The organism is Streptomyces sp. NPDC028722, from assembly GCF_040637655.1.
In the GTDB taxonomy this organism is placed as follows: Bacteria; Actinomycetota; Actinomycetes; order Streptomycetales; family Streptomycetaceae; genus Streptomyces.
Window position 1 is genome coordinate 1 of sequence record NZ_JBEZWU010000050.1, and the last position, 21,878, is coordinate 21,878.

16 protein-coding genes are annotated in these 21,878 nt (G+C 68.0%); 8 read left to right on the plus strand and 8 right to left on the minus strand.

All coding sequences use genetic code 11. From position 1 onward, the window contains the following. Positions 1 to 71: 71 nt before the first annotated feature. Together AB0F03_RS36045 and AB0F03_RS36050 are read right to left on the minus strand one after the other, a co-directional pair. Positions 72 to 452: a DUF6083 domain-containing protein gene (locus tag AB0F03_RS36045; RefSeq protein WP_362000255.1), complete on the minus strand. Its 381-nt coding sequence runs from the start codon at positions 450 to 452 to the stop codon at positions 72 to 74. 169 nt (positions 453 to 621) lie between these two features. Then, positions 622 to 885, minus strand: a complete 264-nt coding sequence (locus tag AB0F03_RS36050) for a helix-turn-helix transcriptional regulator (protein ID WP_362000258.1) — start codon at positions 883 to 885, stop codon at positions 622 to 624. A gap of 643 nt (positions 886 to 1,528) precedes the next feature. Between AB0F03_RS36050 and AB0F03_RS36055 the strand changes: the two genes are divergently transcribed. Then, positions 1,529 to 2,128: a hypothetical protein gene (locus tag AB0F03_RS36055; protein ID WP_362000260.1), complete on the plus strand. Its 600-nt coding sequence runs from the start codon at positions 1,529 to 1,531 to the stop codon at positions 2,126 to 2,128. Positions 2,129 to 2,326: 198 nt separating this feature from the next. Continuing rightward, positions 2,327 to 2,980, plus strand: coding sequence for a hypothetical protein (locus AB0F03_RS36060; RefSeq protein ID WP_362000262.1), 654 nt, complete (start codon positions 2,327 to 2,329; stop codon positions 2,978 to 2,980). A 244-nt stretch (positions 2,981 to 3,224) separates the two neighbouring features. On the opposite strand, the gene AB0F03_RS36065 is transcribed toward AB0F03_RS36060, so the two are convergent. Then, positions 3,225 to 5,549, minus strand: a complete 2,325-nt coding sequence (locus AB0F03_RS36065) for a Helicase associated domain protein (RefSeq protein ID WP_362000265.1) — start codon at positions 5,547 to 5,549, stop codon at positions 3,225 to 3,227. Between the two features lie 239 nt (positions 5,550 to 5,788). Here AB0F03_RS36065 and AB0F03_RS36070 point away from each other — a divergent pair, with 239 nt between their 5' ends. From AB0F03_RS36070 to AB0F03_RS36085, 4 genes are all read left to right on the plus strand, one after another. Next, positions 5,789 to 6,784, plus strand: a complete 996-nt coding sequence (locus AB0F03_RS36070) for a TniQ family protein (RefSeq protein ID WP_362000293.1) — start codon at positions 5,789 to 5,791, stop codon at positions 6,782 to 6,784. Between the two features lie 158 nt (positions 6,785 to 6,942). After that, entirely contained in the window at positions 6,943 to 7,656 is a 714-nt protein-coding gene (locus AB0F03_RS36075; RefSeq protein ID WP_362000267.1) for a TnsA-like heteromeric transposase endonuclease subunit, read from the plus strand. Further along, positions 7,653 to 9,851, plus strand: a complete 2,199-nt coding sequence (locus tag AB0F03_RS36080) for a transposase (protein ID WP_362000270.1) — start codon at positions 7,653 to 7,655, stop codon at positions 9,849 to 9,851. Before AB0F03_RS36075 ends, AB0F03_RS36080 begins: the two co-directional genes overlap by 4 nt. 63 nt (positions 9,852 to 9,914) lie before the next feature. Continuing rightward, entirely contained in the window at positions 9,915 to 11,063 is a 1,149-nt protein-coding gene (locus AB0F03_RS36085) for an AAA family ATPase (protein ID WP_362000273.1), read from the plus strand. Positions 11,064 to 11,315: 252 nt separating this feature from the next. Here AB0F03_RS36085 and AB0F03_RS36090 read toward each other — a convergent pair whose 3' ends face one another. Further along, a complete protein-coding gene (locus AB0F03_RS36090; protein ID WP_362000275.1) occupies positions 11,316 to 12,248 on the minus strand; it encodes a hypothetical protein in 933 nt (310 codons plus the stop codon). Positions 12,249 to 12,780: 532 nt separating this feature from the next. Here AB0F03_RS36090 and AB0F03_RS36095 point away from each other — a divergent pair. Together AB0F03_RS36095 and AB0F03_RS36100 are read left to right on the plus strand one after the other, a co-directional pair. Further along, on the plus strand, positions 12,781 to 14,676 hold the full coding sequence (locus tag AB0F03_RS36095) for an AAA family ATPase (protein ID WP_362000278.1): 1,896 nt from the start codon (positions 12,781 to 12,783) through the stop codon (positions 14,674 to 14,676). Beyond that, a complete protein-coding gene (locus tag AB0F03_RS36100) occupies positions 14,673 to 16,421 on the plus strand; it encodes a UvrD-helicase domain-containing protein (protein WP_362000281.1) in 1,749 nt (582 codons plus the stop codon). Before AB0F03_RS36095 ends, AB0F03_RS36100 begins: the two co-directional genes overlap by 4 nt. 146 nt (positions 16,422 to 16,567) lie before the next feature. Here AB0F03_RS36100 and AB0F03_RS36105 read toward each other — a convergent pair whose 3' ends face one another. The 4 genes from AB0F03_RS36105 to AB0F03_RS36120 all read right to left on the minus strand — a co-directional run bounded on the left by AB0F03_RS36105 (position 16,568) and on the right by AB0F03_RS36120 (position 21,757). Then, positions 16,568 to 16,762 (minus strand): hypothetical protein, encoded by a 195-nt coding sequence (locus AB0F03_RS36105; protein ID WP_362000283.1) that lies wholly within the window; start codon positions 16,760 to 16,762, stop codon positions 16,568 to 16,570. Between the two features lie 493 nt (positions 16,763 to 17,255). Next, on the minus strand, positions 17,256 to 19,157 hold the full coding sequence (locus AB0F03_RS36110) for a hypothetical protein (RefSeq protein WP_362000286.1): 1,902 nt from the start codon (positions 19,155 to 19,157) through the stop codon (positions 17,256 to 17,258). Between the two features lie 204 nt (positions 19,158 to 19,361). Next, on the minus strand, positions 19,362 to 20,837 hold the full coding sequence (locus AB0F03_RS36115) for an SAVED domain-containing protein (protein WP_362000289.1): 1,476 nt from the start codon (positions 20,835 to 20,837) through the stop codon (positions 19,362 to 19,364). Then, the gene (locus tag AB0F03_RS36120) at positions 20,834 to 21,757 is read right to left on the minus strand and encodes an AAA family ATPase (protein ID WP_362000291.1); all 924 of its coding nucleotides are present in this window, start codon (positions 21,755 to 21,757) and stop codon (positions 20,834 to 20,836) included. Before AB0F03_RS36120 ends, AB0F03_RS36115 begins: the two co-directional genes overlap by 4 nt. Positions 21,758 to 21,878 lie beyond the last annotated feature (121 nt).

Sequence of the window (21,878 nt, forward strand, 5' to 3'; positions counted from 1 at the left end):
CGGACGAACTCCCACTCCATGTCGGTCAGTTCATGACGACGTATCACCCGACCATGATCCACGACTCAAGATCAATTGAAGACACTGCCTAGGGCCTGAAGGTGCAGGCCGATGCGGGCTGTGGGGGTGCTGCCTGGGCAGAGAAGGGTGTGTGGGATGCGGCACCAGGGGCTGCCGTCGCCGTGGGGGTAGGCGAAGCCGCTGCTGAGGTGCCAGCGGCAGGCGGCCGGGACGCGCACGGCGGGCAGTTCTGCGGGGTGGAGGGCGATGGGGCGCCGGTCGGCGCGCTGGTAGAGGTCGGTGGGGTTGCCGCAGTGGCGGCAGCGGCTGCGCTGGCCGGCGCGTAGCAGGCGGCTGGGGCTGGTGGCGGCCACCCGCAGGGGGCGGGGGTTGCGTCGGTGGCGGGGGCTGCCGTCCCAGTGGCAGCCATCTGAGGCGGTGTTGGGGCACATGCCGGGAACCGTGCCAGGCGGCGCGCCGTGGCCGTTGAATCGGCGAGAGGACTGTCCTGCGAACGGCCCAGCCGGGCCGAACGAGCGCACGAGTGAACGTACGAGTTTTCCCGTGCGGCTCGCCGGTTCGGATGATTCATGCGCGGCGGGCGGCCGTCGACAGAAGGGCTCAGACGGCCTTCGGTCCGGGCGGGGTGTGGTCGTTGGAGAGCGCGCCGAGGAGTTGCTCGATGGGCACGTCGAAGGTGTGGGCGAGGGTGTGCCAGGTAGTGAGGCTTCCGGTGGTGCGGCCGTGTTCCAAATCAATGAGGGTGCGCCGGGCCAGCCCGCTGCGGTCGGCGAGTTCGTCGAAGGTCCACCCGCGTTCGCCTCGCAGGCGCGCGAGTTCTACGCGCAGCGCGGCGAGGTCGGGGTCGGGCGGCAAGATCGTCACCCCACCATCCGACGGTGCAGGACCCTGCCCTGTCAGTGCAGACTTCTGCACTATCCGCCCGGAGGAAGGGTGACGTTCGCAGTGCAGGACTCTGCACTACCGTGCGGCCGTACCGGACGCCCTCGTTTGGGGCATCCGCCATGACGGCACGGACAGATAGGAGGACGACAGGCCGATGAGGCTGGCCGGCGCGCATGCCGCAGTGCGGCGTATCTGGACGGTGGAGCTCCACCCGCGAGCGGGCGGACCGAGCCTTGTCTGCCCGCACTGCACCGCCCACACCACTCCCCTGAAGGCGAACTCTGCGCGATCCGCCGCCCTGGCGCATCTGGCCTGCCACGCCCGCACCGACGTACTGCCGGGGCACCTGCGCACCTGCCAGTGCCGGGCACAGGGCTGCTGCTGGCATCCGCGTCACCGCGGATGCGCGGGACCGGTACTGCTCGCCCTCACCCGCGAGCGCGGCGGCCGCACCTGGCGCCTGGCCGACACTTGTGCAGCCTGCGCAGCGGCGACGAGTCACACTGCCGTCGTGCCGGACACGCTGGTCGGCCCTTACCGGCCGCGACCTTCCCGCTGCCTGCCGACTCCCCCACGCGACAGACCAGAGTCCGGGTTCAACCAGCGAGTGCGGGTGCGGGAGATGGTCACCTACCTCGCCGCCGCGCTGCCCCGGTTCACCTCACCTGCCACGAGGCTGCTGGCTCTGCAGTGCGCTCTGCGGGCCGACACCCGCGGTCAGGTCCGGCTGCCAGCAGGTCTGCTCAAAGGCATGCGTCTGCGCGGGCGCAGGGAACTCTGGGAGGAACTCGCTCACAGCGACTGGCTCGAGATGCCGGATCTCAGGCCGGCCCACGTGAAGGTGCGGCTGCTGGATGCCGCGGTCTTGGACCAGGCTCCCGGTCGCAGCGCTCGCCGCCGTGCCGCTCACTGGGCACTGTGCCCCGCGCCGCTGCTCGTGCCGCCCACCGCACCGCATGCCCTGCGACTGACCGCGCTCGTGCTGGCCGCGCACACCTTCACCCAGGTCCACCACAGCACCGACATGGACGCCCTCGCCCGCCTGTGCGGACACTCACCCCACCAGACCGCGGAACTGCTGGACCGGCTGACGCGCAGCCGCGCTCTGGCCGCCTGGCATCACAACCAAGACACCGACGAAGTCCTGTGGCAACTCCCCCGCCAACAAGCCTCAGGTCATCCCAGCGCGAGCCCCAGGCAGCGTCGCTCACCAGAACCGTGAAGCTCAGGTTGAGAAGAAGACATCACTCAAGAAGAACAACAGGCTCCACCCGTCCGTACTATCTCTACACCGGGTCACGCGCAGCAGTCATCTCCGCTGCCCCTCGGATCCCAGCCCGAGAACACAGGCGCTTAACTCTCTGTGTCTGCGCCACAGGTGCTGCACGCCCGGCCAGGAACCCGACAGAAAGGTCGACCCATGTCCGAGAGCACGACAGCCACCACAGGCCTGACATCGCAATACGCCGCACAGGTGACCAACGACCTCGAAGCCAACGCCAAGGAGATAGAACGCATCAACGCGGAGATCGCCGCACTGCAGGAGCAGCTGGTTGCCCTCCAGCATGACCACTCCGTGCTGGTCAACGTGCAGCAGGTGCTGGGCATTGCACCGGCACCGGTTCAGCCCGCAGCCACCTCGAGCAGCACCGCAGTGCCTGCTCCGCGCAAGAAGGCTTCTGCTGAGCCCGGCGTCAGCAAGCGGACGCATGGGAAGAAGGCAGCTGGCAGCCAGGGCGCGACGACCAGCAAGAAGTCAGCGGCCAAAAAGCCCACGATCAGGGCCGCAGCCACGAAGGCAGCCCAGCCCACGCTGGTCGAACTCGTCCGCAGCCACCTCACCGAACAGAGCGAACCGCGCTCCGCGGCCGAAGTCACCACCGCACTCGCCAAGGCCCACCCCGAGCGCGGCATCAAGACCAGTGTCGTGCGTACCACCCTGGAAGGACTCGTGGCCAAGAACCAGGTTCAGCGCACCAAGCAGGGCAGCTCCGTCTTCTACACCGCCCCCGGTGCGGCTGAACAGACGGCCACACCGGTCCAGGGCGAGGCACAGTCCGGGCAGGCCGAGTAAGCCGTCGGGCGGCACGCTGCCGCTGCGGTTGCGGCTGGCCCGGCGTTTCTTCCGCTGGGTGGTCGACGTTCGAGGCGCCACACCCGCTGGCGGACGACACTCGCCAGTAGACGATGCCCAAGCCCACCGTTCACTGGCGCCGCTCCCCCATTAGCTTCCGGGCCGGGCGATGGCCCGGCCCGGAAGGGGTTGTTTGCAGGACCAGCAGGCTCCGTGAGTAGGTTTTTGGTCCAAGGCGCGGGCGTTATGCCGACGCGTGGACGCGCGTCCAGCGCATGTCGAGTGCTTCCAGGGCATCGAGCTGTTCCCGGGTCAGCCGGTAGGGGCGCAAGCGTTTGTCGGAGATCCATTCGCCGAGTCGGAAGAAGTCTCCTCGGTCACAGACGGTGTGGTTGTAGGGGACGTCGAGGTGTTGGTAGGCGCGCCAGTAGGCGTGGGCGTGGCGTAGGCCGCGGAAGAAGGCGCGTTCGTTCTGGCTGCGAGGCGGGCGCAGTAGTAGTGCGAGGGGGTGTTGCAGAGGCAGGGCTCCGAGGAGGTTGACCTGATGGTCATTGAGGCTGGGAAGGGCTTTGAGTTGCTGGTCGAGCCAGCGTTCCAGGGGTGAGTCGTCGCTGTCGGGGGTGAGGTCGGGGAAGGTGAGTTCGCCGTGCCGGGCGGCGGCGAGGGCTTGCGCGTAGGTGCGCCGCCAGTGCCCGTGCTTGTCCCAGGAAGCGTTCCACCAGGGATAGACCTCGTTGAGGGCGCGTTGGTAGCAGTAGGGCAGCTGACCGACGCGCGCCTTTTTACGGCACTTGTTGATCCAGCGTCCGATGGCGATGCCGCCAAAGCGCTCTTCGCTGCGGGGGGCGAGATGTCCGTACTCGTCGTGGTAGGAGCGTGCGATCTGTAGATGGTGTTCGATGCTGGTACGGGGGTGTTCCCAGATCATGTTCAGGGCGTCGAGGGCTTTGATGCGCTCGGCTTTGAGGCTGTGGTTCATGCGCAGTGAGCGCTGGTTGCCCAGCCACCAACCGAGATAGAAGCGGTCGGGACCGCAGTAGCTACTGGGCACCTTGAGGTGTTCGTGTTTGTCGTAGTACCGCTGGGCGCTTTCCAGTCCCAGTTCCCACACGCTGTTGTGGGGGTCCTCGGCGTACAGGCTGAGCAGGGGGATGAGTTCGTCGGCGCGTTCGGGCCGTGCCGCGGGATGCAGGGGACCGTCCGGGGTGCGGTTTCGCAGGAGGTGGACCCGGTGGAAGACGTGCTCGTCGTAGAGCTTCAGGGCGAACAAGACCTGGTAGAGCATGTAGAAGGGCGTGCGTTTGGCGGCTTCGCCAAGTTCCTGTCCGGGTGCTTTGTAGACGGGGATGATGATGGTGGCGATCTTTCCGGCGCCGGGCAGCGGGCGCAGGGCCCGGCCGACGGCCTGGACGATCTGATAGGTGCTGGTTTTGGGGCTGCTGAACAGGACGGCATCGATCGCGGGGACGTCGACGCCCTCGGCGAAGACCATGCAGTTGGTCAGGACGGCGCGCAGGGGGTGTTTGTCGTCGCTGGTCAGAGATGCTTCGGTGAAGGCGCTGATGGCGTTGAAGCGGTCGAGGCGGCTCTGGCGGGAGTTGACGGTGCCGACCTGGAGCGGTCCCTTCATCCGCTTGGGCATCAAGGCGGCTGTTTCAGGAAGGGTTTCTGCGAAGACGTCGGCCACGGCGATACGTGGGCAGAAGACCAGGACGCGCCGCAGGTTGTTGTCGTGCATGGCGCGCAGGAGGGCGACTTGGGCTGCGGCGACGCGCAGGCCTTCGGAGTCGGCGGCCAGCATGGGGTTGCGGTTGAGGATGGCCCGCAGGTCTGCGCCCTCCACTTCGACGGCGACGATGCGGTAGTCGGCGAGGGTCCCCTGGTCGATGGCGTCGGCGAGGGAGAAGCGGAATACGACCTGGCCGTAGAGGTTGAGGTCGTCCATGGAGGCGACTTCGATCTCCAGGGGCAGGCCGTCTGCGTGCGGTGGCTGGAAGATGCGGGGGGTGGCTGTCATGAACAGCCGGTGGTGGGCGAAGATCTTCTGGCTGTCGAGGAGTTGGGCCCATGGCTTGTGCAGGTTGCCGGCCGAGCGGTGGGCTTCATCGCAGATCAGTACGTCCCAGGGTGGCATGTGGAAGTGCCGGTGGGCTGCGGCCACCTTGGGCAGGGAGGCGTAGGTGGCGAAGACGCTGACCGGGCCGTCGGCTTGCATGACGTGTGCGGCAAGGGAAGCAGCGTCCGTGACTGCTGTCAAAGTGCCGCTCAGGCGGGGGTCCCTGGGCAGGTCCGGTTGGCCGCTGAGGGCCAGATAGCGTCCCGGGCGTCCTTCGTTGTGCCATTTCCGCGCGGTCTGCTCGAGCAGCTCCAAAGTCGGTACGACGACCAGGGAGGAGCCACCGGGCGCCATGTCGTTGACGATGTTCAGGCCGATGAGGGTCTTGCCGCAGCCGCAGGGGGCATCGATGCGGGCGCGGGGCGCGCCCAGGACGAACTCGGTGACGCAGTTGTCGACCGCTTGCCTCTGGAAGGGGTACAGCTCGGTGCGCAGCTGGGGTAACTCGGGCATGGTCGTGGGTCCTTCCCATGCGTCTGACGAGGCCGGGGCACGTTGTGAGCGTGGGCAGCATTCGGCAGGGGGCGCGGGCTCATGCGGCAGTTCTTCACCTGAATGAGTGAGTGGGTCTTGTCTGCGCTGGCCTGTTGGGCTTTCGATGCTGGGGTTGTGTGGGCGCCTGGGGGTGTGCAGAGACGTCGAGGCTGGGCTCAGCGTGGCAGGAGGTCTCGCGGGTGTCGGGCAGCGCTTCGGTGTGGGGTCCGCGCCGGTGTCTGCCGGGTGCGGCTCGGTTGCGGCACCTGGCGGGTGAGTCGACAGGGTCGTTCGTGAACCGTCTCGCCCATTTTCACGGCCTTGATCTCGGCAGCTTCCTGGACCGTGTGGGTGAGGGCCGTCAGCCGGTCAATCCGCGGCTGCCGCAGCTGGCGGAGGTGTATGTCAATCGGACGGCGTTGTCTCATCTGGCGGTTCAGGCCGGCCGGTCCCGGCAGCAGTTGCAGCGGGCTCTGCCGCATCTGGCGGAGCGCTTCTTGCTGTCTGGTGACGGGGAGGGGCGATGGGCGTGGCCGTTCGAGCCGTACGAGGGGCATCTGGTGCGGTGTTGCGACCTGTGCGCGCTGGCGCGGGGGGCCGAGGAGACCGCGTGGCTGGTGTGGCCGGATTCCTGGCGGGTGTGCCTGCGTCATCTGCGTTTCACGGACGACTCCCGCGGTGAGGGGCCTGAGGTGGTGCGGCTTGAGGGGTTGCCGGAGGTCGTGCGCGCGCACCGTGAGCGGCAGCGGATGGAGCGCCGTTTCGGTGCAGCCGGAGCGGGGTTGTTCGCAGACGCCTTCCAGGTCGTCGTGCGCTGGTGGACACGGACGCCGGACGTGTGGTGCTGGAGGCAGCGGGCGTCGGCGGCAGGTGTCGAGGTGCGTGTGCTGAGGGCGGCTCCCTTGGTGATCGGCCCGGAGGCCATGAAGCTGGCGTGGGAGATGCTGGGCTTTGAGCAGTGCGGCGGCCGGGGTCATACGGAGCGGGCCCGGTGGCTTAAGCGGGTGCAGCAGCTCGTGGACGGCTGGGGGCTGGACGCCGAGGAAGGCTGGAGCGAGCTGGTGCAGTGGCTGGAGCGGCACAGTCAGGCTGCCCCGGTGGCGTTCGCGCCCCCGCAGGGCCGGCGGCGACGCCGCTACCGGGTGCTGGCAGTGGGGCACAACCGCATCGCGGAGCATGCCGGGTCACTGGTCAAGCGCTCCTGCCTGCACTGACCTCCGGGGACTGCCGTGCATGCTCCCCGACAGGGGCCGGGCGCACCTCGCCCTGTCAAGGGGGCGCCCTCGTTCGGGTGAAGCAGGCCGCGGTGTCCTGATCGCGGCAGGCGGCCGCCCATCACGCTGGACTGACGGCCTGCCGAAGGGGGCGTGCGGTGCGTGACGTCAGGGCATGGCATCTTGACGAAGGTGGCGAGTTGGCGTGTGTGGCACCGGAGCGGTTGTGGGGAGTGGCGCTGGAGGAGCGCCGGCCGCCCACGGATCCGGTGGCCTACCACGGCAGGCAGAGCAAGCTCAGCGACTGGTGGTCGTCGACGACCGGCACGCTGGTGGTGTGCGGATCCCTGCGCCGCACCTATGTCGCCACCGAGCTCGATTTCGACCCGGAGGTCAGTCGGTTCGCCGGTGAACCCGTCGAACTGCACTGGGAGCAGGGCCGTATCAAGCACCGGTGGCGGCCGGACTTCGTCGCTCTGACTCGCGGCGGCGAGCGGCGGGCCGTGGTACTGCCTCCGAACACAACCGGCCCGCAGTGGCGCGAGCGTCTGTCCGCATTGCACGAAGTCGCCGAGCAGGCCGACTGGCGCGTGCAGGTGCGCCCGGCACCGCACGGGGTGCGGCGGGACAATCTGCTGCTCCTGGCGGACTACCGGCAGCCAGCCATCGTCGACGACGCGCACGAGCGGGCGCTGCTGGCCGCGTTCAGCCAGCCGCGCCCACTGCACGAGGGGGTGGCGGTCAGCGGCGTGCCCGAACTCCTGGGAATGGATCACGTCTACCGGCTGATCTGGCAGCGCCGTCTGCAGATCGACTGGGATCGGCCGCTGCTGCCGAACTCGTTGGCCTGGACGGTAAAGGAGCGGCGGTGACGGGAACGCTGTCGGGCTGGTTCGAAACGGATCGGGTCCATCTCGGGGACCGGGTGCATTGGCAGGGCAGAACCTGGGAGGTCAGCGCCTTCAAGGGCCGGCAGATCACCCTGCGGCCGCTGTCCGGTGAGGACACACCGGTGGACACTCTGTGGCGGGAGGTGGAAAGCACGCCGGACTTCGCCGTTCTCGACGATGCCGACCAGCGCGCAGCGCGCAGGCGGCTGCCGCCACTGGGCGAGCTGCTTGAGGCGGCCGAACCGGATGAGCGCAAGAAGGCTCTCTGGTGGCACGAGCACATGAAGGAGCTCGATACCGGGCTGCGGCCCGGCCACCTCACACCCCGCCCCGGCTACGACCCGGAGGCCACGACCCTCAAGCAGCGGTGTGAGGCGAAGGCCGCCGAACTCACCGCCGCCGGGTTCGAGTTCACCTGGCGGGCACTGGACGACAAGCGCCGCAAATGGAAAAACGCGGACGAGAACCCACTGGTGCTGCTGTATGACGGGCGCAGGAACCGTACACCCGACCCAGGCGGCCGCACCGACAAACGGGTCATCGCGCTGATGCACGAAGTCGTCGCCCGGGGCGCCCGCGAGTCCGGCGGCCGGGTGACCCGCGTGTACGAGGACGTCGAAACGCTGGTCCATAAGCGCTATGCCCAGGAACTGAAGGATCCCAAGGAGGCGGAGCGGCTGTTACTACCTCGTTCGACGTTCTATACGCGAATGAAGGAACTCGGCCTGACCGAGCAACTGAAACAGACGACCCGCCAGCGCTCCCGCAGGGCCAGCAAGCCCCGCTCCCCCTACACCCCGACCGTGGCGCTGCGGCCGGGGCAGCTGGTGCAGATCGACACGTCCCCACTGAAGATCAAAGCAATCGGGGACGATGGCCGCGCCATCTCGGCCGAGCTGACTTCTGCGATCGACGTGGCCACCCGCGACTGCATGGCCCTCATGATCGTTCCCGCCGTTACCGGGGAGGGCAAGCCCGGTCAGCGCATCGGCGGCCGCGCCACCAAGGCCTTCGACCTGGTACTGCTGCTGGCGCAGTGCTTCGCCCCGCTGTCCATGCGGCCCGGCTGGGACCCGCTGACTGCGGCCAGCGCCTCAGCGCTGCCCTACGACAAGCTGTGCGAGGCCGACGCCCGGTTCGCCCAGGCCGTGGCAGCCCGCCCAATCATCCATCCGCGGACCATCGTCATCGACCAGGGCAGCCCCTACCTGAGCGACCACTTCAAGATGGTGTGCAGCTTCCTGGGCATCAGCATCATCTACGCCCGCAAGGACACGCCCACCGACAAGCCGCTGGCCGAGGCCTTCTTCCACGGCATCGGCGACACGTTCAGCCAGTTCGCCATGGGCTGGACGGGCCGCACCCACGAACAGCGCGGCAACGGCGTGGAGCGCCAGCGCCTCTACAGCATCAACCAGTTGCAGGCCGCGGCCGAGGAATGGGTGGCGCTCGACTACCAGCAGCAGCCGCATGAGGGGCTGCGCAGCCCGCTGTATCCGGGCATGGTGCTCTCCCCGAACAAGATGTACGACCACCTGGTAGCCACGTACGGCTACCGGCCCCGGCAGCTGACAGCCGAGGACAACCGGAAGCTCCTGGTGCCCGCCTGGGTCAAGGTCACCGACAAGGGCATCCAGATCGAGAACCGCACCTACCAAAGCCGCGACGGACGGCTGCGGGAGCTGGAGGGCCTCGACTCCGGGCTGAAGCGGAAAAACGGCCGGTGGGAGGCCCGCTACTACCCCTACTATCCCGAGGTCGCCTGGCTGTATGACCACCGTCTGAACGGTGACTGGATCCCGGTGGAATTCATCTACCGGCACCTGCTGACCGATCCGTGGACGCAGTACCACTGGCAGGACGCCGCCGATGAGCACGTTCTTCGCGGCGGGAGCCGCGACGACGAGATCGCCATCACGCTGGCCGTGAAGAAGCGCCGCCGCCGCACCCGCAGCGGGCCGACCGCCAGACAGGCGGCCGAACCCCGCCTGCCGTTCCGCGGGACGGTGCGCCTGGACGTCGGCGATACAGCCTTCGACGGCACCAAGCCGCTCACGCCGCTGGACCCCGACACCGTCCCCCTCTACCCGTCGCTGCCCGTGCCAGGCCGGGAGGTGGACGAAGACCGTTATGCCCTGCCCACGCTCGAGCCGGACGGCTCAGTGCCCGACTCGTGACCAGAAGTAGCCGCACACCTGTAAAGAGCCGATCCGGCGTCTGCCGGTCTGGGAGACATCCGCATGACATCGATCACCGTGACCCGACCGGCGTCCGAGGCGCAGGTGGTGCGGCAGGTGGAGACCACCCCGCTGCCTGCCGCATGGATTCACACAAGAGAGGGCTGGAACCGGTACGTGCGCAGCGAGCTGGAGCCGCCCGCCCTTGAGGACTGCCCGCCGGCGCCGCCTGTGGGCACGGAAGTCGACGAAGACGACCCGCGCGTGGTCTATCACAGCCACCTGTTGATGGTGAGCACTCCGTTCATCACCGGTTGCCTCCTGCAGGCCCGGCGAACCTTCGGTCTCAACGGCAGCCGGCTCGAAGGCCTGCAGGATCTGGTGATCGACGGCCCGGAAAAGACGGGCAAGACCTTTCTGCTGCGGGCGATCGGGCGGGATTTCCAGCGAAGGATCGAACAGCGCTTCGCTGGTCACATCCCGGTCGTACATATCACCGCCCCGCATGACCCCGACAGCAAGCTCAACTGGGTGTGGGAGATCGCCTCCTTTCTGGCCCTGACCCCCGAGCCCAAGAACGAGCAAGACGCACGGCAGCTGCGCCGCCCACCCGACCTGTCCTTGGCCGTGCACACCGTCATGGAGCGGATGCAGACCCGCATGCTGCTAGTAGACGACATCCAGCGGGTCTCCCCCGAGCAGCTCGGCCCGGTGCTGCACTACTTCGACTACCTGCGAGCGCGGCTGGGCATCGCGACGATCTTCTGCGGCACCGGTGCAGCGGACATCGTCCACGCCGCCCGCACCGGCATCGACCGCCGCAATCAGGCCCTGTGGTCAGCCCACCAGAGGCTGAACCCCTCGGGCGCGGCTACGCAGGTGAAGGAAGCCGTGGCCAGTGAGCGCAAACTGCGCAGCCTGCTCCCCGTCACCTGGGTCGATCCCCTCCCCTACAGTGAAGACAACCAGGAGCCTCTGCTGATCGTCCTCAAGGGCTTCGAGCAGAACCTGAGGCTGCGCAACCCCAGCCCAGACGTACTCACCCGGAACGCGCCCTACCTGTACAAGCGGACCGGGGGGTACCTGTTCTACCTCTCTCAGCTCATCTGCCGGGCCGCGACTGACGCCATCTTCGACGGCACGGAGGACATCACCTTCGAGCACCTGGAGGCCATCCGAGTCGGCCGGGAAGAGATCCTGCCGCAGCACTGAAGGCAGCTGTGCGCCGCCCGCTGCTTGGACAGTCCTCGTCAGCGGGCGGGGCAGGAGATTCCTATCGCAGTCCCCGCATGTACCTAGACCTGAGTTCGAGTTACTCAGGGGCAATGAAGCATAAGGGCCCGAGTCGTTAAACCCGGAGCACCATGGCCGTCTGCACTGTCACCGGTCGTGGTTACCACCTGCTGCGGTTCAGTTCACATCTTCCGCGCTGGTGCGGGCCCAGCTCAGGGCCTGCGGTAGTGGTCAGGCCTGAAGCTGCGCCCTTACAGCAAAGATTTCGCTCGCCTCAACGGCATAGACGAGTGAGGGAAAGTCCGCACCCCACAGGCCTAGTACCAGTACTGAGCCAGCTCGTAGTGCCGCATCGATCCACTGTTCGTCGGCTTCGGCCCGGTGCTGAGGGGATCCGATAGTCAGGCTGCATCCGTCATCGCGGGTGCGCCTTACTCCCCAGGGCAGGCCGGTGGTGGGCTGCTGCTCCAGCTTCCACTCGCTGATGTCAGGCAGGGTGTTCCATGCGTAGAGAGGGAACCCGCAGCGTTCGGCGAGATCCTCGATCGAGCCCGTGAAGTCCTGCGAAGTCAGGGTGAGTGCCGGGAAGGGCCCTTCCGGCGCCGGGACGAAGCCGGTCCGTGCGGCCTCGTAGGTGGGCGGTTCCCCGGGGGTCAGATCGATGATCACCGACGCGAGGGAGGAGTCAGTGACCATGTTCCGGTTGCGGGTCAGCCGTGACAGGACGGCTGTCCAGATCTCGACGAGATCAGTGATGAAGTTCTGGCGTTCGACTGCCCGAAGCCTGTCAATGAAGGCGTACAGGAACTCGTTGCCGCGGGGACGCACGTCCTTCCAAACGATGGCGGTGACGGCCGCAGCTCCTTCAGGTAGCCAGTCGTCAAGAGACGCTGCCATAACCGCGAGAACAAGCGAGTCCCCCATCATTAGCCGAGCCATGGCAAAGGCCAGGCACGACTCGCAGTCGGCCAGGCCGGCGCCCATGGCAGCTGCGGCTGCAGTCATGTCGGCTGTCCTGGGCACCCCGAAGGGCATCCCGCTGACCGGGATCATGGTGGGAGCCGGATGTACGTGGTGGATACGCGCGTTGGCGGAGGTGAAGGAAGTCCCGGTGCTGCGCGCAGCATTCCTCGCACGGCGCTTGCGGGCGTGGTCCTTGGTCATGGCGTGGCCTCGAGTTCTGCGCTCCGGGCCCATGATCCGGGTGCGCGGACATCGGACGCATGCGGACCTGCTGATCGCGCCGCTGAACGGCTTTGGCGTGCGCGCACTTGATGCTGCCCTGCCGAACCGGAAGAAGCTCGGGCACCTTTGCCATGTGGGACCGTTCATGGGCCAGTCCCGGCTTGGGCCGATGCGCTCGGCCTGCACTCAGACTAGCGTCTGCAAGCTGGCGAGCTCTGCCTTTTCAGCATTTCGGGTACTGCCTGGCTGCAGCGCGACATCTCACTGAGCGCTGTGTTAAGCGAGTCGGGGCCGGCCCTGAAGCAAATCCACGTATGGGATGGCAGCCGTCTGCTCGCAGGTTTTCGTTTCATCTTGAACGCGTCCGCCTCGGGATGCTGGAGGACTCGGATGTCGGGACAGCCTTTGCTGGGTGACAAAAGCTTCTGCACGGAACCTCCCCCCTGGGACATACACCGCTTACGATCACTTGCCTATCAATACTGTTGTTCGACAGGGTGACGTACTCGGGATGGGGGCCCTGGTGCATGTGTCCGAGGTGCTGGTGGAAAGGTTTCGTTCCTGCGAGAAGGTCCGGATCCCACTGCGTCCGGAGGTAACCGTGCTCGTCGGAGAGAACAACGCAGGCAAATCGACCGTTGTCGACGCGATACGCCTGCTCACGGACCCTCTGGACGGCCGACGCTCGCGGTACTTCGAGGAAGCAGACGTCCTCAAGTCTGCGTCCGCGCTGGACGGCCTCAGCTTGCAGCTGGACGTGGCCGATGTCGCCCCGCAGCAAAGCGGTGCCTACCTGGAAGCGCTGCTGCAAGGTGCTGTTTCTGGTAGCCGTACGGCACGGTGGCAGGTGTCCTGGACGCCGCCGCAGACAGGTGGGCGCCGCGGAAGCACCGTCTGGGCGCAGGGCGCGGGCTACCCTGTCACGAGCGAGCCTTCGGCCCGGGGCGGCGTGCGGCACGTCTACCTGCCTGCGCTGCGGGATGCGGAGCGGGAACTGGCTTCAGCTGGCGGTGACCGGGTGCGGATGATCCTTCGCGGGCTGCTGGGGGACGACGAGCAGGTCGACGCCTTCGTGGAACGGATCGGCTCCGAGCTGAAGAAGGTGGCCGCGGACCCAGATGTGGTCAAGGTCAGTGAGAAAATCAACGAACCGCTGCGGGACCTGACCGTCGGCGCGCATCCCCAGATGAGTGAACTGGCCCTGGCTGAGCCGACGTTTGCGTCGATTGTCCGGTCGCTGCGCGTGCTGCTGGGTGATGTCTCCGCGCAGCCGTTTCCGCTGTCGGCGTCCGGACTGGGCTACGCCAACACCCTGTTCATCGCCACGGTGGTAGCGGAGTTGGACGCGGCTGCCGAGGCCGATTTGACCGTGCTACTGGTGGAGGAGCCCGAGGCACACCTGCATCCGCAACTGCAGACCTTGCTGCTGCGTTACTTGCAACAGCGGGCGCGGGCGTCGCGGCGCCGGTCTGCTGACGACCCGGCTCAGCCGGCCGGGCATCTGCAAGTGGTGGTCACCACCCACTCCCCCATCCTGTCGGCCGCGGCCAGCGTCGAGGACCTGGTGGTCATGGCGCGCTGCCCGGGCGGGCTGTCGGACGGCTGGCAGTCGCGGCCTCTGCCCATTCCTCGGCTGCGTCTGAGCCGGGACCGAGTGCGTCATCTGGACCGCTATCTGGACGCGACGAAGAGTGCCCTGCTGTTCGCCTCGCGGGCGGTCCTGGTAGAGGGCATTTCCGAGCTTCTGCTGCTGCCTGCTCTGGCCGAGCGTGTCCTCGCCGCCGACGAGGCCGCCGACGCGCCGACGAAGCGGGAGGCGTTCGAGGCGGTGGAACGGTTCTTCGGCACCACCCGCGTGATCGTGGACGGTGTCGGGTTCGAGGTCTATCTGCGGGTGCTGCTGGCGCCCGTTGACGGCATCTGTCTGGGACGGCGGGTGGCGCTGATTACCGACACGGACGTGGCGCCCGGGGAACCAGAACCGGCACGACTTCACTCCCTGCGGGAACTGCCACGCCGCTGGGGTTCTCCCGGCGCGCTGCACCTGGCCGCGGCGCCTCGGACGCTTGAGCCGGCACTGTGGTCGGCTGACAACACCACCGCCCTGCGGGCGGCATTTCTGCGCTGCGCGCCGCGCTCCACAAGCCGCTGGGAACAGGTCGTCCAAGCGAACGATCCCGCGCTGGCTTTCGGGGAGCTTTTCGTCCCGAAGACCAGCCGGACCGTTACCGGCGCAGACGGAGAGCTCGCGAAGGGGACCCCTATCTCCAAGGGTGAGTTCGCGCAGGAACTCGCCGACGTACTGGCCGACCGAACGGTGCCGTTCACCGTTCCGTCCTACCTGACGGACGCCATCCGCTTCATCACCGCTCAGGACGCCAGCACCCCTGCGGTGAGCGCGCCATGACCACACCCAAGCAGACGGATTCGGTGCGGGCCAACGCTGAGGCGCAACAGCAAGCCGCCACGGCCGTGACCGCGCCTGCCTACGTGCCTGCCTGCCCGGGCGCCGGCAAGACACATGTGATCACCAGCCGGCATCTGCAGTCGCCCCGGCAGCTGCTGCGGCAGGGGCGGGCCCTGATTTCGTTCACGCGGGTTGCGCGGGATCAGATGGCCCGCCGATGCCGTCAGGCAGGCCGCGCCGACCTGGTCCAGGCACCGCACTTCATCGGCACGCTCGACTCGTTCCTGTGGGAGTTCCTGGTCAAGCCGCAGCGGGCAGCCGAGCCGGTCCCCCGACTGCTGGAGTCGTGGGCGAGCATCAAGGCCCCAGTGGAGGGCATGGACCGGGAGATCTCCTTGCACCGCTTCCCCATGGCCCTGGACTCCTCGCAGAGCCCGGCACGCGAGACGGTTGCCTGGGACAAACTCGACTACGACACCAGGCAGCTCATCGAGGCCAGCTCCTACAACCGCAAGGAGTGGGAGGAGAAGATCTTCGAAACCCGCAAGTCGTGGTGCGAACAGGGCTACTTCACGGGGCACGAGGCGCGAGTGCTGGCGCTGTGGAACCTGCGCAACGCCAAGACCGCCGTCGGGCTGCTGCCTCCACTGTTGTCCCGCTTCGCGGAAGTCATCGTCGATGAGGCGCAGGACTGTTCCGCCGCCGACCTGGCGATCCTTCAACTGCTGCACGACGCCGACCTGCCGCTGGTTCTCGTCGGCGACCCGGACCAGGCCATCTACGCCTGGCGGGGCGCCGAACCCCAGGCTCTCCGAGTGTTCGCGGCGCAGCTATCTCCCACCCCACACCACCTGACCGGTAACTGGCGCAGTTCCCCCGTCATCTGCCGGCTCGCGGCCACTTTGCGCACGGGGCAGCGCCCGCCGGACACATCCGTCGTGCGCGACGATGACATCCCCATCCTGCTGCTGCCCACCCAATTCGCCGCCTCCGGCAGCCGCCACCTGCACGCCCCGACCGGTGCCAGCATCGTCGACGCCTTCCGCACGCTCGCCGAGGAGTACGCCGTCGCGCCCAAGGACTGCCTGGTGACCGCCTACAAGTACGCCACCCTGCCGGGCATCACCCGGGAGAAACCCAACACCAACGCCATCACCAGCCTGGCCTGGGCCCGCATCGCCGCCCACACCCCAGGAGCCTCCGGCGACGACCTCACCCGCGCGTGTGCGATCGCCGTACGCGTCCTGTTCGGCTACTGGTACCTGGGCGAAACCGGCGGCTCCGACCGCATCATGGCCGCCCACCGCCTCTCGGCCGGCCAGGTCAACCGCACGGCCTTCGCATTCCTGCACAGCCTTCCTGCGCCCCACAAGGAATGGGGTCCGCAGGTGTGGCAGGCCATGAAGGCCTGGCCTGCTCTGCCCGGAGCCGCTCCGCAAGGCGGCAAGGGCCGCCCCGCCGGAAAACCCACCCTGTCCCGCCCCCAGCCGGCCACCGGCATGCGCACCAACATCGTCCACCAGCTCAAGGGCGACGAAGCAGACGGCGTCCTGCTGTTGCTGCCCGATGCCGGAAGCGTCCAGCGCTGGGCCACCGCGGATCCGGCCATCGACGAGGTCCTGCGCGTCTGGTACGTCGCCGTCACCCGCGCCCGCCGCCTGGTGGCCTTGGCCCTGCCCGAAGAGGAGACCGACGCGCTCGCCCGCCTCCTGACCGGCCGCCAGGTACCGTTCCGCGTCTCATGACTCTTGGTACTGTCGGTCACCATACGCGGCGTGGGACCAACTATTCACGACCTGGGCCTCGTGGCAGCTGAGTTACCGCCGTCGCTGGACCTGCCCTGTACGGCAGGCTGTTACGCGCCGAAGGTTCCGAGGTGTCCGTGCCGGGACTAGGCCGAGCGCACCACTACATGACCACCGGCCTGAATCTGCTCGGCGAACGCCGTGAGCCGCTGTTCGTCGAGTTCACCGCCGCCGGTGTGCGCCGCCCAGACGCGCTGTACCTCCGGCTTGATCTCCTCCAACGTCATGCCCTGGTACTCCGCGGTGATCCCGTTCAGGGCCTGGGTGAGGTCGGATGCCATCCTCTGCAATCCGTCGTTGACCACCTTCTTGATGGCATTCTCGTCAAGTTGAAGCTGACCACACGACTTCCCTTCCGAAGGGACCCCCGGTACATGCGGACGCTGCGACCCGCGGATTTGGGTCCGATCGGATTTCACGCTACTCCGGGCCACCGACAACGGGCCTTCGGCAGCCGAGCAGGGCGGCACGCAGTGGCGTTGCCCAGGACTTACCGATGGTGTCCATCCGCCCCGGCCTGCGGCCGAGGGTTCTCCTGCCGCAGGCCGGGGCCAGCGGCAGGCGTGCGATCAAGGCTGTATCGGTGCCCGCACCGGGAAGATCTCATGGTCTTCCGCCGCCCTATGTTGGAGGAGACTTCCCGGGGTCACAGCCTAGGAGCAGTACCAGGCCCGCACAGCGTGCACTGGGCGAAGAGGCACCAAGGAAGCGGGGCGGACCGTGCTCGGGCTCATCGGCAGTGAATCGTGCTGGCACTGTGCAGGGTCACCTGTCTCAGGACGATGGTGCGTGCTCGGTGGGCGGAGGTAGGGCGTCGAACAGCGGTTTCATGGCGGTCTCGAAGAGCGCTGCATGCCGCGCTGGTTTGGGAGGGGTGAGTCCCATGCCGTGCAGGATGTGCTCGCGAAGGCCCGCGTTGCGCAGGGTGCCGGCGTTCTTGCTCCGCAGGATCTCGAGAAGGCTGGGCCCGGAGGCTTCCTGGATGCCCTCGATCATCTCCAGTTCCTCGATGTCTGCGATCTCGAGCGGATCTGTGTCCGGCTGTTGGAAGAGTCCTCGGGCACGGGCGCGTTCGCGGATGACTGTCAGCGTGACCGGGTTGACGGGAAAGCCTTCGGGCAGCACGAGCAGGGGCTGGAAGCGCCGGGGGTGGGCGGCGGGTGTCTTCGTGAGGGCTGCTTCGTCCTGGCGGAGGGCGTTGATGGTGGCATCGATCTGGTCGAGTTCCTCGATGAGCTTGTCGATGTCCTCGATCTGCGACTCGTCGGGGACGGCGGTGGCGGCTTCGCGGCGCAGCTGGGTGGTGGTGACCTCGATGACGATCCAGGTGCCGGGGTAGTCGATCGCCGCGTCAGCGATGCGCTGGCCGTCGGCGCTGTAGGCGGCTTTGAGCTGTGCGTCGTCGTAGACGCGCCGGGCAGTGGACGCATCCTGGGTGATGTGGTGGAGGACTTCGCTGACGTAGACCTCACTGAAGTGGCGCAGCGTCTGCTCCGCGCGGGCTGCGAGTTTCTTGTGGCCGGAGGGCCTGGTGCGCCCGGGCGGGGGAAACTTGATGTCCCAGATCGGCAGCCATCCAAACGCCCGGTTCACCAGGCGCCGCGGGTCGAGGATCAGCAGGCGCTCTCCGGTCAGGCGGATGACGGGCCAGCGCTCGAAGGGGTTGAAGGACCATTCCGTGAGCTGTTGCGGCTGTTCGTCTAGTACGGCTTCCCGCATGCCGGCCAGGTCGTTGCTGATCAGCGAGAGCACTCCCTCGAGCCGTTCCGCGGGAATGTCCAAAGCCGCCAGCTCGGCCCGCTCCAGCAGGAACGTTCCATGCACGGTGCGCATCCACAGATAGCCTGCGACGACGGCCAGTTCCTCGAGCCGGACGCCGGTGCAGTGCTCATAGGTCTGGCTGAGGTCAACGACGTTGGGCTCGGCTTTGTACTCCACGGGAAGTTCCAGCCACCGGCGGGCGTAGCGGGCCAGGACACCGGAGACGGACCAGGTGTGGTTGAAGTGCTGATTGGCGATGATCTCTCGTCCCAGGGGGCCGGGCCGGTCCGCGATGACGGTCGGACCCGAGTCGGGGTGGTGCCCCATGGTCTGGTGGATACACAGCAGGGCGCCGACTATGTCGCCCGGCCGGCTGCCCTGCGGCACGGTGTCGGGTGACACCTGGAGAGCGGCACGGGCCAGGAGCATGAAGGCCTGGGGTACGAGGAATCTGCGGGTGTTGTCCCTGAGCAGGTTCAGCACGCGGGTGCGCACCGGCCCCTGCAGCAGGTCGTTCGCGAACCTCTCGTCCACGTCGCGCGCCGAGGCGCCTGGCATGGCCAGGGCGGTGAGCACGAGGGCGCAGAACCGCAGCACGTTTTCCAGCGAGAGGCACTGCAGTTGGCGCATGGTGTAGTCGGTCGGCGGGGTGAAGCCGTAGATCTCCTCGGCGGTGAGGTAGACGGCCATCAGGTCGATGGGGGCGGGTGCCTGCGCCGCCGCACCGGGAACCCACAGACCGCTCGGGTGCTGGTTCCATGCGGAGACGAGCGCCGGAGCCGTGGAACCCTGCAGGACGGTTCGTCCTTGGGAAGGGTCGGCGAGGTAGCTGGTGCGCAATGCGGCAGGCTCGTCGTCGGCCAGCATCTTCCTGATCGCTTCGATCTTCCTGGCGAGGTCGTCTGCGGGATCCATCGGGGCTTCCTGTCGTACGTGGAGCATCGGCGGCGGCCGTGAGTGTCGGTCTTTTCCGTGAGCCGGGCCGTGTTTCGCGCGCGTCTGGCGTGGTCTTCCTCGCCTGCCGATCGGTTCCCGGTGGCCTAGGCGGCCAGGGCCGGGTGCCGGTCGCCGGCAGGCGCGCGGGCCGCCGAGGCGGTGAGGCGTGGGGTGGCGGTGAGGTCAGGCTTCGACGGTGAACGCCGCCTCATATCCCTGGGCTGAGCGGACGTCCTCGTACACCACGGTGGGACGCAACCGGTTCCAGCGGTGGCCGAGCAGCAGCGCGAGTCCCATGGGGCAGGCGAGGAAAAGGTGGATGCGGGGGGTGGTGCGGGTGGCCCGGCGGAGGGTGTCGCGGATCCCGACGGCGAGGGCGTTGGCGGCCTGGCTGTCAGGAATGGAGCCGTCCTTGGGTCCCGCGGGTGGGGTGAGGACTAGGAGTGTGGCCACGGGTGTGTGCTGGTCCCGGAGGTAGTCGAGGACGTCGTGGGTGAGGTCTTGGGCCCGCACGGTCACGTTCACGGCGACGGCCAGGTCGTCGCCCTGGTTCAGGGCGTGCTCTTCGGCGGTGGGCTGCCAGTCGGTGTCATATGGGTCGTTGGTGCTCCACAGCTGTCCGCGTTGGAGGACGGCCAGATCGGCGCCGGTGACCATGCGGAAGGCGGTGCCGGTCAGGAAGGCGGGAGCCAGACGGATGCTTCCGGTCACGGAAATCTCGGTCCTGCCGCGCAGGTGCGCGGGGGCGGCCTCGATGTCCTCCTGCAGTTGCGCCCAGGTCGCGGGGGCCAGCGGACGGCGCTTGGTGAACTCGGAGGATGTCTCGAACCGGTCGACCCAGTCGATGGTGTGGTCGGCCTCGCCCGCCACGGGGTCGGGCTTGAGGGTGGCGATCGACAGGACCGCGCGGGCGGGGCCGATCTTCAGTTTGAGGGTGTCGACCGCGGCCTTGACCATGTCCAGGGTGATCGTCCGGTGGCCGTTGCGGACTTGCTGAGCCACCCAGTTCGCACCGTCGTTGATCGCCTGCTCGTCGTGGCGCAGGCCGGAGGCGGCCATCAGGAGCTCGAGCTGTTCCTGTACCCGGGGCAGGTCCCGGGCCAGGTCGAAGCGCAGGCAGGAGAGGAGGTCGTGGAGTTCCGCCTCGCTCAGCCCGGCGTTGTGCGCCCAGCGGGCGCGTGCCTTGCCGGCCTGGGACCTGGGTCCACCGACCGCGGCCTTCGGCAGGAGCAGCAGGGTGCGCGCATCGCGGACGGCGATCAGAGGATCGCCCGGGTCGGGGGCCCTGTTGGTGACCAGGGCGAGGTCGATGTCGGTGCTGTCGGCGCTGAGGGTGCGCCACGCGGTGGCGAGCTTCTCCAGGATGGACGGGCCGCCGGCCGGGCTCGGGGCGGTCAGGTACGCCTCGTTGACGGGCGTAGCACTGCCCACGGCGTATTTGACCTGCATATAGGTGTGCGGGGGTGTGCGGCGCAGCAAGACGACGTCGTCGAGCTTGCCGGCGCCGTCGGCTTCGACACCGACGGAGACGACCGGGTTGGCGGCGCGGGTGGTGCTCTCGCGCAGCAGGGTCAGGCAGCCGGCCCAGGCGATGAGCCACTGGTAGTGGTCGCCGGTGATCCTGACGCCGCTGGCACTGGGCGCCTGCAGAGGCTTCATCTGTGCTCCTCGGTGAAGACGGGGCTGGGCTGGATCTGCTCGGCGAGCGTGAGGAGATCCTCGTCCGCGACGGGGCGGTCCGGGAAGGCGCGCAGGATGGCCGCGGGGACGAGGCGCTGGGTGAGATCGGAGAACGTGTAGCCGGGCCGGCCGGTGCTGGGGCCGGTGATGGTGACGAGCTTGTCGACGGTCTCCGGCCGGACGGCCAGGCCCCTCAGGGCCTGGGTGAGGACGGCGTGGCGCTGCTGGTCGTCGGGGCGGGTGAAGGTGAAGGTGGCGGCGGCGCGGCGCATGACGGCGGGGTCGAGGGCGCCGACCCGGTTGGTGCAGAGCACGACGAGGACGGGAAGCTGGGCGCCGGCAAGGCCGTCGATACCTGCCAGGAAGGCGTCCACGCCGGCCCGGTCCTCGTGGTGCATCTGCTGGGCCTCGCGGGACTGGACCAGCGCGTCGGCCTCGTCCACGACGAGGACCAGGACCGAGTTGACGCCGCGGCTTCCGGTGGCCCGCCGCCCCGCGGCGTGCAGATGGGAGAACGCCTCGCCGACGAGCGCGGTCATCTCGCCGACCAAGCCGCTGCCGCGGGTGGCGAGCTTGAGGCGGTAGAGGAAGACCGGGAGGCCGAGCTGGTCGGCGAGGTCACAGCCGAACGACTCGGCGAGAGCGGACTTACCGGAGCCGACGTCACCGGCGAAGACGAACAGCGGGGCCCGGTCCGCAAACAGGTCGAGGGCGGCGAGTGGGCCGTCGTGGAAGGTGTCCGCCCACCTGCGCAGGCGGCGGGGATCGGCGAGCAGGATGGCTTCCTTCCGCAGCCGCAGCTTCAGTGCGTCCAGCCCCACCAGGCGGTCGTAGCGCGCGCGGCGCATCGTCTCGGGCAGTTCGATGACAGGATGGAACAGGTCGTCCTGGCTGGTCATAGGGGTTTTTTCCGGCTCCTGGGCTAACGAGCTCGTGCACGGTAGGCGGTGAGGTGTCGAGGGCTGCGGTGGGGCTCTGTGCTCACCTCTGCTGTGCCGACGTCAGGTCCGCGGTCTGCTG

Excerpts from the sequence above, each read along its gene's own strand:
- AB0F03_RS36105 (WP_362000283.1), bottom strand. The coding sequence starts at position 16,762 with ATGGCATCCGACCTCACCCAGGCCCTGAACGGGATCACCGCGGAGTAC.
- AB0F03_RS36095 (WP_362000278.1), top strand. The coding sequence starts at position 12,781 with ATGGGGGCCCTGGTGCATGTGTCCGAGGTGCTGGTGGAAAGGTTTCGT.
- AB0F03_RS36110 (WP_362000286.1), bottom strand. The coding sequence starts at position 19,157 with ATGGATCCCGCAGACGACCTCGCCAGGAAGATCGAAGCGATCAGGAAG.
- AB0F03_RS36045 (WP_362000255.1), bottom strand. The coding sequence starts at position 452 with ATGTGCCCCAACACCGCCTCAGATGGCTGCCACTGGGACGGCAGCCCC.
- AB0F03_RS36085 (WP_362000273.1), top strand. The coding sequence starts at position 9,915 with ATGACATCGATCACCGTGACCCGACCGGCGTCCGAGGCGCAGGTGGTG.
- AB0F03_RS36100 (WP_362000281.1), top strand. The coding sequence starts at position 14,673 with ATGACCACACCCAAGCAGACGGATTCGGTGCGGGCCAACGCTGAGGCG.
- AB0F03_RS36115 (WP_362000289.1), bottom strand. The coding sequence starts at position 20,837 with ATGAAGCCTCTGCAGGCGCCCAGTGCCAGCGGCGTCAGGATCACCGGC.
- AB0F03_RS36060 (WP_362000262.1), top strand. The coding sequence starts at position 2,327 with ATGTCCGAGAGCACGACAGCCACCACAGGCCTGACATCGCAATACGCC.
- AB0F03_RS36120 (WP_362000291.1), bottom strand. The coding sequence starts at position 21,757 with ATGACCAGCCAGGACGACCTGTTCCATCCTGTCATCGAACTGCCCGAG.
- AB0F03_RS36055 (WP_362000260.1), top strand. The coding sequence starts at position 1,529 with ATGGTCACCTACCTCGCCGCCGCGCTGCCCCGGTTCACCTCACCTGCC.
- AB0F03_RS36090 (WP_362000275.1), bottom strand. The coding sequence starts at position 12,248 with ATGACCAAGGACCACGCCCGCAAGCGCCGTGCGAGGAATGCTGCGCGC.
- AB0F03_RS36065 (WP_362000265.1), bottom strand. The coding sequence starts at position 5,549 with ATGCCCGAGTTACCCCAGCTGCGCACCGAGCTGTACCCCTTCCAGAGG.